The sequence below is a fragment of the Stenotrophomonas sp. STEN046 genome, from assembly GCF_056759755.1.
The window spans coordinates 13,141-28,190 of the sequence record NZ_JBRRDR010000036.1 but is presented as its reverse complement, the minus strand read 5'-3'; the positions used below and the strand labels follow the sequence as shown (position 1 = coordinate 28,190).

Below are 15,050 nucleotides of genomic sequence, written 5' to 3'. Positions count from 1 at the left end.
TAGTGCCGGGCCCGGCGCTGCCGTAATCCACGGTTGGGCCAGCGCAGACGGCCGCACTGGACCTGCAGGCTTTTCATCCAGCAGGCCTGCACCTGGATGATGCCGAGTACAGTGCCGCTGTCGATCAATCGCTCACGTACTGGCTTCATCGGGTGCCTGTAATACCAAGCGATCTCCCCTTGTATCGCTGGTGCTGGCGATAGAAGCCCTGTGGGCTATCGCCCAGGCGCCCAACAGGGTGCACGCCAACAGCAGCGCCACGACAACGCGCTGCCACAGGGGCCGTCGGCGGCGCGGCGCTGAATTCAGCCGATTACCGGCCGCTGCTGCCCAGAACAGGACCTGCTTGCGCTGCAACGGCGGTGGCGGAACGACGAACCACATGATGGGCTCGCCGACCAGGTAATGCAGAGTGTCGCGCATCTCGCGTCGCGTGTGCGCTGACCTCGCCTGCCAGCGTGCGCTTAGTGGTCGCCAGGGCCCACTCAACCGAGCCACGCGCACCTGGGCCTGTGCCACGGAAACCGGTGCATCATCGCGATGCATGTAGCGAGCAAGAGCAGCCTCGTTGCCTCGCAACAGCAACCAGCGGATGTGCATGTTCTGGCCATGCGCGGCCATGTCGTAGGATTCGCGTACGTTGCCGTGGTCGTACCACTGGAAGTGTGCGTCAAGCCGCTCGAAATTCGCGCGCTGCAACGGCACGTTCCCGCCCATCAGCAGCCGCCATGTTGCCAGCTTCAGTTCTTTGCAATCGGTCAGCTTCTGCAGCTCCAGGCACTGCTGGAACCACAACGCGAAGGCTGCCGGATCGCATTGCTGGCCCTTGGCGATGATGCGGTAGGCAAGGGCCTCGGCGGCAGCGCGTTTGGTCAGTATCGATGCGTCGCTCATGTGTGGCAGCTCCAGAAATGGGGCGATGGATTGCGCACCCCCAATACCGGCGGCAATAGTCCCTCACAGCGGAAGCTGCGATCGCACAGCCGGATCTGACGGCCGGGGCCCATCCGGCGCTTGAAATTCGCCAGGCCGTGCACCGGATGGCTGGCAACCGAAGGCGCCAGTAGTTCGCCCGATCATGCCGCTTCCCTGACCGCATGTGATGGGGTATCGATTGTAGGCGGCGAACATTGTTAATGAACGCGCCGCCCCAACCATCGGCCGTTGCCGCATCCGGCTCCAACAGCTATGGTCCCGGGCTGTTCTGTCGTACCGGATTGCCTCATGTCGCCACGCAAAGCCCTCCCCACCGCCCTGGCCCTGGGCCTGACCCTCGCTGCCAGCGCCCATGCCGATGAAGGCATGTGGATGCCGACCCAGCTGCCGGAGCTGGCCAAGCCACTGCAGGCCGCTGGTTTCAAGGGCAATCCGGCCGATCTGGCCAACGTCACCGCGCCGCCGCTGAGCGCGGTGGTGCGCGCCGGTGGTGGCACCGGTTCGTTTGTTTCCGCCGATGGCCTGCTGCTGACCAACCATCACGTGGCGATGGGCGTGATCCAGTACAACAGCTCGCCCGAGCACGACCTGATCAACGGCGGCTTCATCGCCAAGGGCCGCGCCGACGAGCGCCCGGCCAATCCTGATTTCCGCGTGCTGGTCACCGTCGGCTTCGACAAAGTGACCGACCAGGTACTGGCACAGGCCCGCGGCAAGACCGGCCGTGCCTACTTCGACGCCGTGGATGCGGCCAGCAAGCAGATCGTGGCCGAGTGCGAGAAGGACGGCAGCGTGCGCTGCTCGGTGGCCAACATGTACTACGGCACCGATTTCTATCGCATCGCCCAGCTGGAGCTGAGCGACGTGCGCCTGGTCTACGCGCCGCCGCGTGCGATCGGCAACTACGGTGATGAGATCGACAACTTCATGTGGCCGCGCCACACCGGCGATTTCACCCTGCTGCGCGCCTACGTGGGCAAGGACGGCAAGCCGGCTGCCTACAGCAAGGACAACGTGCCCTACCAGGCGCCGGCGCACCTGCAGATGTCGGTGGAAGGCCCGAAGGAAGGCGATTACGCGATGCTGGCCGGCTACCCGGGCATCACCTACCGCCATCGCACCGCCGCCGAATTCGCCGGCCAGATCGATACCGTGCTGCCGCGTCGCGTATCGGTGTTCCAGCAGATGATCGACACCATCGAAGCGGCCAGTGCCAAGGACGCGCAGGCGCGTACCCGCTATGCCTCGCAGCTGCAGTCGCTGAAGAACAACCGCAAGCGTGCCGCCGGTGAACTGGAAGGCCTGCTGCGCAGCGATGCGAAGGCGCAGCGTGCCGCCGACGAGACGGCCATGCTGGCCGCCACCGAGCGCAGGTACCAGGGTGACATCAAGGCGCTGCTGGCCAACCTGTCGCAGGGTGCGGCGGTGGGCGAGCGCGACCTGCTGCTGGACCAGATGGCCGCGCAGAGCCAGCTGCTGCGCTCTGCGCTGCTGCTGGAGCGCCTGCGCATCGAGTCGGCCAAGCCGGACGCGCAACGCGAGAGCGGCTTCCAGCAGCGCGACCAGGCGATGATCGAAGGCGTACTGAAGCAGGTGCAGCGCCGCTACGCACCGGAGGTCGAGAAGGCGCTGCTGACCACGCTGCTGACCCGCTACCAGCAGCTGCCCGATGCGCAGCGCGTGGCCGAGTTCGACGCCGCCTTCGGCCGTACACCGGCCCAGCTGGCGCAGGCCCTGGAAACGCTGTACGCCGGCACCGCGCTGGGTGACGAGACCCAGCGCCTGTCCCGCTTCGCCGCTGCCCGTGACGGCAAGGCGCTGGCCGCCGATCCGCTGATCGCCGTGGCCGGCCCGCTGGTGGCCGCACAGCTGCGCATCGAAAACGAGAGCAAGACCCGCGAAGGCGAGCAGCTGCGCCTGCGCCCGGCCTACATGCAGGCGCTGTTCGCCTGGCGGGCCAAGCAGGGCCGTGCGGTTTACCCCGATGCCAACCGCACCCTGCGCATCAGCTACGGCAAGGTCGAGGCGCTGCATCCGCGTGACGGCGTGACCTACTCGCCGGTGACCACGGTGGCCGGCATCGTCGAGAAAAACACCAATGCCTACCCCTTCGATGCGCCCAAGCCACTGCTGGCAGCGATCGCCAAGGGGGATTTCGGCAGCACCGCCGATCCGGCGCTGAAGACCCAGACGGTCAACTTCCTGACCAACCTGGACACCACCGGTGGCAACTCCGGCTCGCCGGTGCTCAATGCCAAGGGCGAGCTGATCGGCCTGAACTTCGACAGCAACTGGGAATCGGTCAGCGCCAGCTGGTGGTTCGACCCGCGCTACAAGCGTGCCGTGCACGTGGACATGCGCTACCTGCGCTGGCTGCTGGCCAAGGTCTATCCGGCGCCGGAGCTGCTGAAGGAAATGGGCGTTCCGGCGCAATAACGCCGGTTCCTGGTGGGTGCCCACCGCCTCCCGGTAGGTGCCCACTGTCAGTGGGCACTGAAACCTCCGTCACGACCAACGGTCGTGACCTACCTTCGCCACCCTGTGGCCGTGACCTACCATCACGACCAACGGTCGTGATCTACTGGCCCCTGTCCTGACGGAAACGCGCGCGTGGTCTCCAGCTGGATCCTGCTGCTGGTCTCGGTTGCCTATGCCGCGCTGCTGTTCGGCGTGGCGTGGTGGGGCGACCGTCGGCCGATGTACCCGGACCGGCCCTGGCTGCGGCCGGTGGTCTACAGCCTTGCGCTGGCGGTGTACTGCTCGTCGTGGACCTTCTACGGCGCAGTCGGCACCGCCGTGCGCAACGGCGTGGGCTATCTGCCGATCTATATCGGCCCGCTGCTGTTGCTGCTGTTTGGCTGGCGCATCATCGAACGGCTGGCGCTGATCGCACGCAGCCAGAACGTGGTGTCCATCGCCGACTTCATCTCCTCGCGTTTCGGCCGCTCCCGGCGGCTGGCGGCGCTGGTGGCGATCATCGCGCTGATCGGCATCGTTCCCTACCTCGCCCTGCAGTACAAAGCGGTGGCGATGAGCCTGCAGGTACTGACCGGCAACACCGGCCCGACGGGTTACTTCAGCGACCCAGCGCTCTATGTGGCGCTGTTGATGGCGCTGTTTGCCACCCTGTTCGGTACCCGCCAGGTCGATGCCACCGAGCACCACCACGGCATGATGCTGGCCATCGCGCTGGAATCGGTGATCAAGCTGGTGGCGATGGTGGCCGTGGGCGTGTTCGCCTACGTCTGGCTCAGCGACCGCAACGAAGCGGTGGTGGAGTCGGTGCATACGCTGTTCACCGGCCTGCCGCCGGTGGGTTTCCTCTCGCAGACGCTGCTCAGTTTCCTGGCCATCATCTGCCTGCCGCGCCAGTTCCATGTCGCAGTGGTCGAGTGCGGCGACGTGCGTGATGTGCGGCGTGCGCGCTGGATGTTCGGTGGCTACCTGGTGCTGATCTCGGCGATGGTGCTGCCGATCGCCACGGCCGGTGTCAGCCTGTTCGGTATCGGCAGCGGCGTGGCCGACGACTCGATGGTACTGGCGTTGCCGCTGGCCGAAGGGCGCAATGCGCTGGCGCTGATCGCCTACATCGGTGGTTTCTCGGCGGCCACCGGCATGGTGATCGTGTCATCGATCGCATTGGCGACGATGGTCAGCAATGATCTGGTGATGCCGGTGCTGCTGCGCCGCAGCGGCGACCACCAGGAAGCGGCGGATGTTGCCTCGCGCGTGCTGTGGATCCGCCGCCTGGCGATCCTGCTGCTGGCGCTGATGGCCTACAGCTACTACCGCAGCAGCAGCAACGACAGCACGCTGGCCTCGTATGGGCTGATGGCCTTTGCTGCGGTGGCGCAGTTCGCACCGGGCCTGATTGGTGGCCTGTACTGGCGCGGTGCCAGCCGTCGCGGCGTCGAGGCCGGCATGCTGCTGGGCTTCGCGACCTGGCTGTACACCCTGCTGCTGCCAGCGATGACCATCGCCGGTTGGATGGATGCCGGCTGGGTGCAGAACGGCCCGTTCGGGATCACCTGGCTGCGCCCGCAGCAGTTGTTCGGCATGACCGGCTGGGATCCGCTGACCCATGGCACATTCTGGTCATTGCTGGTCAACGCGGCGACGATGATGCTGGTGTCCGCGCGCTGGCGTCCCGGCGTGGACGAGCGCCTGCGCGCTGCGCCCTTCCTCGACCCGTATGCCGAGCGCCCCTCGGTGGCCGGTGGCTGGCCGGGCCACGTGCACGTGGGCGACCTGCTGGCGTTGGCCTCGCGCGTGGTGGGTGAGCGCCACGCACGACGCTCGTTCTTCGAACAGGCACAGTCACTGGGTCGCGAGCTGCAATCCTCGGCACCGGCCGACCGGCCGTGGGTGCAGTTCACCGAGCGGCTGCTGGCTGCATCGATCGGTGCGGCATCGGCACGCCTGCTGCTGACCAGCCTGCTGCGCGGTTCGGGCATGGACCTGGGTGAAGTGGTGGCGGTGCTGGATGAAGCCGGGCAGGAACTGCGCTTCAACCGCGAGATCCTCTCGACCACGCTGGAAAACATCAGCGCCGGGGTCAGTGTGGTCGACCCGGACATGCGCCTTACGGCGTGGAACCGCCGTTACCAGGACATGTTCGGTTACCCCGATGGCATGCTCTACGTCGGCCGCCCGGTGGCCGACCTGATCCGCTACAACGCCGAGCGTGGTGAGTTGGGCGAGGGCGATATCGAAATCCAGATCAACCGCCGCATCGGCTACATGCGGGCCGGCTCGCCGCACGTGTTCGAGCGTACCCGCAGCGACGGCAAGGTGATCGAGATGCGCGGCCAGGCACTGCCGGGCGGTGGCTATGTGACCAGCTACAACGACATCACCGACTACAAGCACGCCGAGCGTGCACTGCTGGAAGCCAACGAAACGTTGGAACAGCGTGTGGCCGAGCGCTCGCACGAGGCTGAAGTCGCGCAGCAGTCCAAGACCCGTTTCCTGGCCGCGATCAGCCATGACGTGCTGCAGCCGTTGAATGCCGCACGTCTGTTCGCTTCGGCACTGCGGGACAGCGACCATGTGAGTGACGAGCAGAAGCACCTGGCCGAGCGCGTGGATGCGTCGCTGCGCGCGGCCGAAGAGCTGCTGGACGGCCTGCTGGATGTTTCGCGGCTGGACGCCGGCGGCCTGCATCCGGTGATCGGCGAATTCGATGTCAGTGCGTTGATGCGTGAGCTGGCCGCGCAGTACACGCCGGTGGCGGCCGGCCGCGGCCTGCGCCTGGATCTGTTTGCACGAACCACCTGGGTGCGCAGCGACCGCCGCCTGTTGCGTCGCGTGCTGCAGAACTTCCTTGCCAATGCGCTGCGTTACACGCGGCAGGGACGCATCGTGCTGGCCGTGCGCCAGCGCGGCGACGAAGTGGAGCTGCAGGTGTGGGACACCGGCCCGGGTATTCCCGAGCACCACATGCGGCAGATCTTCGACGAGTTCCACCGTTACCAGCAGCCGTTCGACTGGGGCGAGCAGGGGTTGGGGCTGGGACTGTCGATCTGCCAGCGCATCTCGCGCCTGCTGGATCATCGGTTGAACGCACGCAGCCGCGTGAGCAGTGGTTCGATGTTCTCGATCATCCTGCCGCGGGTGGCACCGCTTCCCGGTTACACCGACGCAGTGACCCCGGCGCAGCCGGCACCACCGGTACGCAGCGATTCACTGGCGGGCCTGCGCGTGCTGTGCGTGGACAACGACGAGGAAATCCTCGACGGCATGCGTGCGCTGCTGGGACGCTGGCAGGTGAAGGTGATCACCGCGTCGACGGTGGACCTGGCGCTGGAAAAGATCGGCGAACGCCCGCAGGTGATGCTGGTGGATTACCACCTGCACGATCGCATGGATGGCCTGGATGCGCTGGTGGCGCTGCGCGAGGCGGCAGGCTATGCGCTGCCCGGCGCCCTGCTGACCGCCGATGGCCGCGATGAATTGAAGCGGATGGCGCGCGAGCGTGGCTACCGGGTATTGACCAAGCCGATCAAGCCAGCCTCGCTGCGTGCCTTCCTGGGCGCGCTGCGCGACGCCGGCAACAACGAGTAGATCCACGCCACGCGTGGATGACACCCTTCAGTAGCGCCGGGCCGTGCCCGGCGAGCGCAGCAGTGTCGATTACCCTGCGCCGTGCAGGTGTTCGTACAGGATCGTCGCGCCGATGATCACCAGGATCACGCCGCCGATGATCTCGGCGCGCTTGCCGACCATGCTGCCCAGCACGCGACCCAGCATGATGCCGGCGGTGACCATGGTCAGCGTGCACAGGCCGATGACCGCTGCCATCACGCCGATATGCACGTCCATGAACGCCAGGCCGATGCCCACCGCCATCGCGTCGATGCTGGTGGCGAAGCCGGTCAACGCCAGCTTCCAGAAGCCATGGTGCTGGGAGGGATCTTCGTCTTCCTCGGCGTTGTCTGGGCGCAGGCCGTTGACGATCATGTGGATGCCCAGGGCGCCGAGCAGGCCGAAGGCGATCCAGTGGTCGAACGCTTCGACGTACTGCAGGGCGGCGCGGCCGAGCAGCCAGCCGATGATGGGCGTGATCGCCTCGATGACGCCGAAGATGATGCCGGCGCGCAGCGCATCGCGGAACACCGGCTTGCGCATGGCCGCACCCTTGCCGATGGCTGCGGCGAAGGCATCGGTGGACATGGCGAAGCCGATCAGGAGGATCGAGATGGGGGACATTGGCGGCTGCTGAGGTTGGGCAAGGACGGACGCACGGCCTGCGCTCGCGCCCAACCTGATGTTGCGCGCGCGGGCCGCTGGTCTCGCCAACCATCATGGTTGTCCACGCCACGGCGCACTGGCCGAGTATGTTGACGTGGACGATTCCTGCGAAGAAATCCGGCTACTCCCCAAGGGGACGCGAAGCTTAGCACCGCGATCCGCGCGTGGTGCATTTCCAGCGAAACGCGCAGGCAGGGCTGGTTTGTATAGCGATGGCTATATCCGGGCAACCCGGTAGTGCCGGGCCATGCCCGGCGAACGCAGCGGCGAGGCGGTTTCTGGTGATTGCCGGCCAGCGGCCGGCACTACCCTCAGTCTTCTTCCGGCGGCAGCACGATGGCGTCGTCGTCGATGGCCAGCTTGCCGGCCATCAGCACCGCCTGGGTGCGGTTGGTCACGCCCAGCTTGCGCAGGATCGCGGTCACATGCGCCTTGATCGTTGCTTCGGACACATTGAGGTCGTAGGCGATCTGCTTGTTCAAGCGACCGGCGCCGAGCATCTGCAGCACGCGGAACTGCTGCGGGGTCAGCTCGCGCAGGCGCTGGCCGACTTCGCGTTCTTCGCTGCCGGTGGGCGGCACGTTGTGTGCTTCCGGCGGTGCCCAGGTTTCGCCGTCGAGGATGGTACCGAGCGCGTGGCCGATGGTGTCCGAATCGGCAGACTTCGGTATGAAGCCCAACGCGCCATGGTCAAGCGCGCGGCGCATCACCGTCGCTTCTTCGCGTGCCGACACCACCACCACCGGCAGGTGGGGATGCAGCGAGCGCATATGCACCAGTGCGTTGAAGCCCTGCGCGCCGGGCATGTTGAGGTCCATCAGGACCAGGTCGGCGTCGTTGTGCTGGTCGGCCAGCGCGTACAGCGCTTCCACGCTGTCGGCCTCGAACAGCTGCACGCCCGGGATGACCCGCTGTACGGCCCCACGCAGGGCTTCGCGGAACAGCGGGTGGTCATCGGCAATCAGGAGGGTGGTCATGGGTCGAGCTTATCGATCAGGAAAAGGGGCGACGTGACGGCCGGCACAGGACGGGTTGAAGAAGGCCGGGTCCCTCCGCCCGGCCAACTTCCTGGCGCGTCCTGCGCCCGCGTTCACGCCATCAGCGGACTTTGCGCTCGTCCACCAGCGACGCCACGACCGAGGGATCGGCCAGGGTCGAGGTGTCGCCCAGCTGGTCCGGTGCGTTCTCGGCGATCTTGCGCAGGATGCGGCGCATGATCTTGCCCGAACGGGTCTTGGGCAGGCCCGGCGCCCACTGCAGGTGGTCGGGCGCGGCGATCGGGCCGATCTCCTTGCGCACCCAGGCAATCAGCTCCTTGTGCAGCTCATCGCTGGGCGCCTGGTCGGCGATCAGGGTCACGTAGGCGTAGATGCCCTGGCCCTTGATGTCGTGCGGGAAACCGACCACGGCCGCCTCGGCCACCTTCGGGTGCGAGACCAGCGCGCTTTCCACTTCGGCGGTGCCGATGCGGTGGCCGGATACGTTGATCACATCGTCCACGCGGCCGGTGATCCAGTAGTAGCCGTCTTCGTCGCGGCGGCAACCGTCACCGGTGAAGTAGCTGCCCGGGTAGGTACGGAAATAGGTATCGATGAAGCGCTGGTGGTCGCCGTACACCGTGCGCATCTGGCCCGGCCAGGAATCACGGATGATCAGGTTGCCTTCGGTCGGGCCGTCCTTGATCTCGCCATCGGCGTTGACCAGCGCCGGCTGCACGCCGAAGAAGGGCAGCGTGGCCGAGCCCGGCTTGAGGTCCATCGCGCCGGCCAGCGGCGAAATCAGGATGCCGCCGGTCTCGGTCTGCCACCAGGTATCGACGATCGGGCAACGGCTGTCGCCGACCACCTCGTAGTACCAGCGCCAGGCTTCGGGATTGATCGGCTCGCCGACGCTGCCGAGCAGGCGCAGCGAGGCGCGCGAGGTCTTCTTCACCGGCTCCTCGCCCTCGCGCATCAGTGCACGGATGGCGGTCGGCGCGGTGTAGAAGATCGACACCTTGTGCTTGTCGATGACATTCCAGAAACGCGAGGTGTCCGGGTAGTTCGGCACGCCTTCGAACATCAGCGAGGTCGCGCCGTTGGCCAGCGGCCCATACACGATGTAGCTGTGGCCGGTGACCCAGCCGACGTCGGCGGTGCACCAGTAGATGTCGTCCTCGCGCAGGTCGAACACCGCTTCATGGGTGTAGGCCGCGTACAGCAGGTAACCGGCGGTGGTGTGCAGCACGCCCTTCGGCTTGCCGGTGGAACCGGAGGTGTAGAGGATGAACAGCGGATCCTCGGCATTCATCGGTTCCGGCTCGCAGCTGGCCGGTTGGCTGTCGACCACATCATGGAACCAGCGGTCGCGCGGGGCCTGCATGTCCACCGCACCACCGGTGTGGCGCACCACCAGCACGGTTTCCACGGTATTGGTGCCGGGCAGCTTCAGCGCCGCATCGACGTTGGCCTTCAGCGGAATCTTGCGGCCGCCGCGCAGGCCTTCGTCGGCGGTAATGATCAGCTTGCTCTGGCAGTCGCTGACACGGTCGGCGATCGAATTCGGGGCGAAGCCACCGAACACCACCGAGTGGATCGCACCGATGCGCGCGCAGGCCAGCATGGCCACGGCAGCGTCGACGATCATCGGCAGGTAGATGGTGACCCGGTCGCCCTTCTTGACGCCCAGGTTGCGCAGCGCGTTGCCCAGGCGACAGGTGCGCTCGTACAGCTCGCGATAGGTCACGTGCTGGGCCGGCGCGTCCGGGCTGTCCGGCTCGAACAGCAGCGCGGTCTTGTCGCCGCGCTTTTCCAGCTGGCGATCCAGGCAGTTCACGCTGGCGTTGAGCTCGCCATCCTCGAACCACTTGATGCGGAAATCGGCCAGGTCGTAGCTGACGTTCTTGATCCTGGTCGGCTTGCGCGACCAGTCCAGCCGCTCGGCGGCCTTGCCCCAGAACGCATCCGGATCGGACACCGAGGCCTGGTACTGCTGTTCATAGGAGTTCTTGTCGATACGCGCCTTCGCGGCGAACTGCGGATCGACGGGGTAGAGATCAGCCATGGCACCCTCACTTGCACGTTGACTTTGTGTGTGCAGCCGCAGCATTGCAGCGGCCGTTCCCCCTCAGTTTGCCCCATCCACCCCCCGCCGCGTCACCACCACGCTTAGACCTTGGTCGAAAGTGGGGGCTCTGGAGGCCCAGCTTCGACCAATGGCCAATAGCCGGTGTGCGCGAACGCCCCGCAGTCTCGGCTCGACCGTGCCCCACGCGCGGCATCACCTTGCCACTTGGGAGAGAGGGCAACATGAGCCACCGTACGTTGAAAGCCGTGCGCACCCCTTTGGCGGCCTGCCTGTTGGTCGCCCTGGTCGCACCGGGCATGGCGTTCGCAGAGACCGCCAAAGAGAAAGCCCTGGAAACCCGCGTCGCCGAACTGGAGCGCCAGGTGCAGGCGTTGCTGGCTTCGCAGCAGCAGCAACAGACCCAGATCGTGCAGACCCAGCAGGCGGTCACCGACGTCCGCACGGTGCAGGCCGAGCAGAGGCCGGCAGTGCCGGCGGGCAAGCAACCGATCCAGGTCACCACCATCACCCCGGGCGCAGCGCCGGGCACCACGGTCAAGATCGGCGGCTTCATCAAGGCCGATTTCCTGGCCACCCAGACCAGCGATGGCCAGCTGGCCGACGATGCCACCGGTCGCGCGCTGTACCTGCCGGGGCAGACCCCGGTGGCCGGTGCCGGCGGCAGCGGCGAGCGCTCGGACGTGGACTACAACGCCCACGCCAAGTTCTCGCGCTTCAACATCGGCATCGACAACGTGAGCGAATCGGGCAACAAGTCCGGCGCGATGTTCGAGATGGATTTCTTCGGCAATTCGCTGGGCAACCAGACCGCCACCAATACCTACGGCGTGACCCTGCGGCATGCCTACATGTACTGGAACAACTGGCTGGCCGGCCAGACCTGGTCCAACTTCATGGATGCCGGTGCACTGCCGGAAGCGGTCGACTTCGTTGGTCCCACCGATGGCGTGATCTTCGTGCGCCAGGCGCAGCTGCGCTACACCCAGGGCGGCTTCAGCGTCGCACTGGAGAACCCGGAAACCACCACCCTCACAGGCACGCGTAATCCGGTCACCGGCGCCTGGACCAATGCCAGCGCCAACTCCGATCGCGGCAGCCTGCCTGACCTGACCCTGCGCTACGGCTGGAAAGGTGACTGGGGCACGTTCGGCGTGGGAGCCGTGGTGCGCCAGCTGAAGGTCGACAACCAGGCCACCGGCGCCGACGCCGACAAGATCGGCGGCGGCCTGACCCTGGGCGGCAAGTGGGTGATGGGCAGCAGCGATTCGCTGCACTACCAGCTGACCGGTGGTGAAGGCATCGCCCGCTATATCGGTCTCGGCGTGACCGCCGATACCGCGTACGACGTCGCCCGCGACGAGCTCAACCCGACCGGCGTGCTGGCGGGCTATGTGGGCTGGCGGCACGCGTTCTCGCCGAAGCTGCGCACCAACCTGATCTATGCGCGCAGTGACTACGACAACGACGGCAGCCTGGGCCCGCTGGTGACCAAGAGTGTGCAGAGCATCCGCGGCAACATCTTCTACACGCCGATGCCCAAGGTCGATATCGGCGCGGAGTACATGTACGGCGTGCGCGAGATCGAGGATGGCCGCAAGGGTGACATCAACCGGCTGCAGTTCACCACGAAGTACAGCTTCTAACTGAGTGCCGACCAACGGTCGGCACCTACCGGGATTGCATGCCGACCAAGGTCGGCATCTACAGAGGGAAAACGTCTCATGTCCAGCACACCTGCGCCGGCGAAAGCCCAACTTACCCAGGGACACAAGAAGGTCATCTTCGCGTCCAGCCTGGGCACCGTTTTCGAGTGGTATGACTTCTTCCTGTACGGCTCGCTTGCGGCGATCATCGCCAAGCAGTTCTTCAGTGGCGTCAATGAAACCACGGGCATGATCTTCGCCCTGCTGGCGTTTGCCGCCGGCTTCTTCGTACGTCCGTTCGGCGCGGCCTTCTTCGGCAGCCTCGGCGACCGCATCGGCCGCAAGTACACCTTCCTGGTCACCATCCTGATCATGGGCATCTCGACCTTCCTGGTCGGCGTGCTGCCCAACTACGCCTCGATCGGCTTCGCCGCACCGGTGATCCTGATCGTGCTGCGCCTGGCCCAGGGCCTGGCGATGGGCGGTGAGTACGGTGGCGCTGCCACCTACGTGGCCGAACATGCACCGGCGGACAAGCGCGGGCTGTACACCAGCTTCATCCAGTGCACCGCCACGCTCGGCCTGTTCATGTCGCTGCTGATCATCCTGGCCTGCCGCTACTTCCTCGGCAACGAGGCCTTCGAAGCCTGGGGCTGGCGCATTCCGTTCCTGGTGTCGATCGTGCTGCTGGGCGTGTCGGTGTGGATCCGCCTGCAGTTGAGCGAATCGCCGCTGTTCCAGCAGATGAAGGCCGAGGGCAAGGGTTCCAAGACCCCGTTCCGTGACAGCCTGAAGGGCGGCAACCTGAAGTTGATGCTGCTGGTCCTGCTCGGCGCGGCTGCCGGCCAGGCCGTGGTCTGGTACGGCGGCCAGTTCTACGCGCTGTTCTTCCTCAGCAGCATGCTGAAGGTCGATGCCACCACTTCCTACCTGCTGATCGCGGCCGCGCTGGCACTGGGCGTGCCGTTCTTCATCTTCTTCGGCTGGCTGTCCGACCGTATCGGTCGCAAGAAGATCATCCTCGCCGGCTGCCTGCTGGCCGCCGTCACTTACATCCCGATCTTCAAGGGCCTGACCCACTTCGCCAACCCGGCCATCGAAGAAGCCCGCAGCAACTCGCCGGCACTGGTGGTGGCTGATCCGAACACCTGCTCGTTCCAGTTCGATCCGGTCGGCCTGCGCAAGTTCACCAGCTCCTGTGACGTGGCGACCGCCGCGCTGACCAAGGCCGGTGTGCCGTACGACGTGCAGCCGGCGGCAGCGGGTTCGCTGGCGATGGTCAACGTGGGCAGCGCCAGCGTCACCTCGTATGAGGCCGCCGGTCTGACCAAGGAAGAAGGCAAGGCCAAGGCCGATGCGTTCGGTGCCGAGCTGAAGGGCGCACTGACCACTGCCGGTTACCCGGCCAAGGCCGATGGTTCGCGCATCAACTTCGCCGGCACGATCTTCATGCTGTGGCTGCTGGTGCTGTACGTGACCATGGTCTACGGCCCGATCGCCGCCTACCTGGTCGAACTGTTCCCGACCCGCATCCGCTACACCTCGATGTCGCTGCCGTACCACATCGGCAATGGCTGGTTCGGCGGCTTCCTGCCGGCGATCTCGTTCGCGCTGGTGGCCGGTACCGGCAACCTGTACTACGGCCTGTGGTACCCCATCATCATCGCGCTGATGTCGGTGGTGATCGGCGGCCTGTTCCTGCGCGAGACCAAGGACGTGGATATCACCAAGTAACCGGTGTGCCGACCAACGGTCGGCACCCACCGGGTTTCAGGGGCCGCGGTGCAGACCGCGGCCTTTTCGTTTGTGGGGTGGCGACTGGGGTCGAATCCCTTTCGCGCGCGAATGGGCTCCGATCCCAACCGCAGGACGTGCTACTCCGAGCATCCATCGCTCAGCTCAAGCTGTCGCCTTGAAAACGCTTCGATGCAGAACCTAAGCTGCGCACTGTCATCGCCTGCTTGGCGGATCTGCCTGAGCAACTGATCGACTCCTGGGCAACGCGCAGCGCGAGTGGCAACGAGGTTGCACACAGGTACATACGGGAAGTGCACCTCATGGCGAGGGATGTTCAGCTTTCTGTCCCAGGCCTCGAACGGAAAGAGCACATGTAACAAGCCATCTGCCGCTTCATCCTCGCTTGGTCGCGTGAGGGCGACATCCGGTGCATCCCTGAGCAACGTCGCATAGGCGTCCAGGAAGCGACGGCCGTACCGATCATGCTCCGCCGGTGTGCTCGCCTGCCGCAAGGCGGTGTAGTACGGGAAGAGGCTGTCTACATCGGGTCCGCTGCAGATCATGCCGAACGAACTTGAGCTGTCATTGATGGGAATCTGTACACGGCAGGTCGTACGTTCGAGCCTCTCTGCAAGCGCCTCGAGCACCCTGCCAATACTGGCACCGGGTGTAGCATCGCCCTCGAGCTCGCCGACGACGGCGGCCAGGGTGTCGCCCAGCAATGGGATGTGTCCGTGCTCGGCGTTCAGGTCGATTGCCGCGACATCAATGGACTGCTCGCTGGCATCGGAAGCTCCGGCCATGAGAAGACATCCGATCAGAAATGCATGTGCGCGTCGCATCTATGCATGTTATTGGAGGTGGGACACTACCTTCAGCGCGCTGACTTCCTGCGGCAATGAAACAAGTACGAATCTA

At 65.7% G+C, this 15,050-nt stretch carries 9 protein-coding genes and 1 riboswitch; of the genes, 4 read left to right on the top strand and 5 right to left on the bottom strand.

The window, feature by feature from the left end:
• Positions 1–132: 132 nt before the first annotated feature.
• Positions 133–894 (bottom strand): hypothetical protein, encoded by a 762-nt coding sequence (locus ACVOLJ_RS15605; protein ID WP_481564521.1) that lies wholly within the window; start codon positions 892–894, stop codon positions 133–135.
• 330 nt (positions 895–1,224) lie between these two features.
• On the opposite strand from ACVOLJ_RS15605, the gene ACVOLJ_RS15600 reads away from it, so the two are divergent.
• Positions 1,225–3,372, top strand: a complete 2,148-nt coding sequence (locus ACVOLJ_RS15600) for a S46 family peptidase (RefSeq protein ID WP_481564520.1) — start codon at positions 1,225–1,227, stop codon at positions 3,370–3,372.
• 174 nt (positions 3,373–3,546) lie between these two features.
• Positions 3,547–6,999 carry a hybrid sensor histidine kinase/response regulator gene (locus ACVOLJ_RS15595; protein ID WP_481564519.1) on the top strand — a complete coding sequence of 1,151 codons (3,453 nt, stop codon included), beginning with the start codon at positions 3,547–3,549 and terminating at the stop codon, positions 6,997–6,999.
• A 69-nt stretch (positions 7,000–7,068) separates the two neighbouring features.
• Here the strand turns inward: ACVOLJ_RS15595 and ACVOLJ_RS15590 are convergent, their stop codons facing one another.
• From ACVOLJ_RS15590 to acs, 3 genes are all read right to left on the bottom strand, one after another.
• Complete coding sequence (locus tag ACVOLJ_RS15590; protein ID WP_475280678.1) at positions 7,069–7,644, bottom strand: manganese efflux pump MntP; 576 nt, start codon at positions 7,642–7,644, stop codon at positions 7,069–7,071.
• Positions 7,645–7,732: 88 nt separating this feature from the next.
• A riboswitch (yybP-ykoY riboswitch) is annotated at positions 7,733–7,822 on the bottom strand.
• Between the two features lie 175 nt (positions 7,823–7,997).
• Complete coding sequence (locus ACVOLJ_RS15585) at positions 7,998–8,663, bottom strand: response regulator transcription factor (RefSeq protein ID WP_006477308.1); 666 nt, start codon at positions 8,661–8,663, stop codon at positions 7,998–8,000.
• A gap of 121 nt (positions 8,664–8,784) precedes the next feature.
• On the bottom strand, positions 8,785–10,728 hold the full coding sequence (gene acs, locus ACVOLJ_RS15580) for an acetate--CoA ligase (RefSeq protein ID WP_475280679.1): 1,944 nt from the start codon (positions 10,726–10,728) through the stop codon (positions 8,785–8,787).
• Between the two features lie 245 nt (positions 10,729–10,973).
• On the opposite strand from acs, the gene ACVOLJ_RS15575 reads away from it, so the two are divergent.
• Together ACVOLJ_RS15575 and ACVOLJ_RS15570 are read left to right on the top strand one after the other, a co-directional pair.
• Positions 10,974–12,395: a DcaP family trimeric outer membrane transporter gene (locus tag ACVOLJ_RS15575; protein WP_475280680.1), complete on the top strand. Its 1,422-nt coding sequence runs from the start codon at positions 10,974–10,976 to the stop codon at positions 12,393–12,395.
• Positions 12,396–12,473: 78 nt separating this feature from the next.
• Positions 12,474–14,129, top strand: coding sequence for an MFS transporter (locus ACVOLJ_RS15570; RefSeq protein WP_475280681.1), 1,656 nt, complete (start codon positions 12,474–12,476; stop codon positions 14,127–14,129).
• A 140-nt stretch (positions 14,130–14,269) separates the two neighbouring features.
• On the opposite strand, the gene ACVOLJ_RS15565 is transcribed toward ACVOLJ_RS15570, so the two are convergent.
• Positions 14,270–14,935, bottom strand: coding sequence for a hypothetical protein (locus ACVOLJ_RS15565; protein ID WP_475280682.1), 666 nt, complete (start codon positions 14,933–14,935; stop codon positions 14,270–14,272).
• Positions 14,936–15,050 lie beyond the last annotated feature (115 nt).

Bases quoted from the DNA above. Each gene is read 5' to 3' on its own strand.
- ACVOLJ_RS15605 (WP_481564521.1), bottom strand. From the start codon at position 894: ATGAGCGACGCATCGATACTGACCAAACGCGCTGCCGCCGAGGCCCTT.
- ACVOLJ_RS15600 (WP_481564520.1), top strand. From the start codon at position 1,225: ATGTCGCCACGCAAAGCCCTCCCCACCGCCCTGGCCCTGGGCCTGACC.
- ACVOLJ_RS15590 (WP_475280678.1), bottom strand. From the start codon at position 7,644: ATGTCCCCCATCTCGATCCTCCTGATCGGCTTCGCCATGTCCACCGAT.
- ACVOLJ_RS15585 (WP_006477308.1), bottom strand. From the start codon at position 8,663: ATGACCACCCTCCTGATTGCCGATGACCACCCGCTGTTCCGCGAAGCC.
- acs (WP_475280679.1), bottom strand. From the start codon at position 10,728: ATGGCTGATCTCTACCCCGTCGATCCGCAGTTCGCCGCGAAGGCGCGT.
- ACVOLJ_RS15575 (WP_475280680.1), top strand. From the start codon at position 10,974: ATGAGCCACCGTACGTTGAAAGCCGTGCGCACCCCTTTGGCGGCCTGC.
- ACVOLJ_RS15570 (WP_475280681.1), top strand. From the start codon at position 12,474: ATGTCCAGCACACCTGCGCCGGCGAAAGCCCAACTTACCCAGGGACAC.
- ACVOLJ_RS15565 (WP_475280682.1), bottom strand. From the start codon at position 14,935: ATGGCCGGAGCTTCCGATGCCAGCGAGCAGTCCATTGATGTCGCGGCA.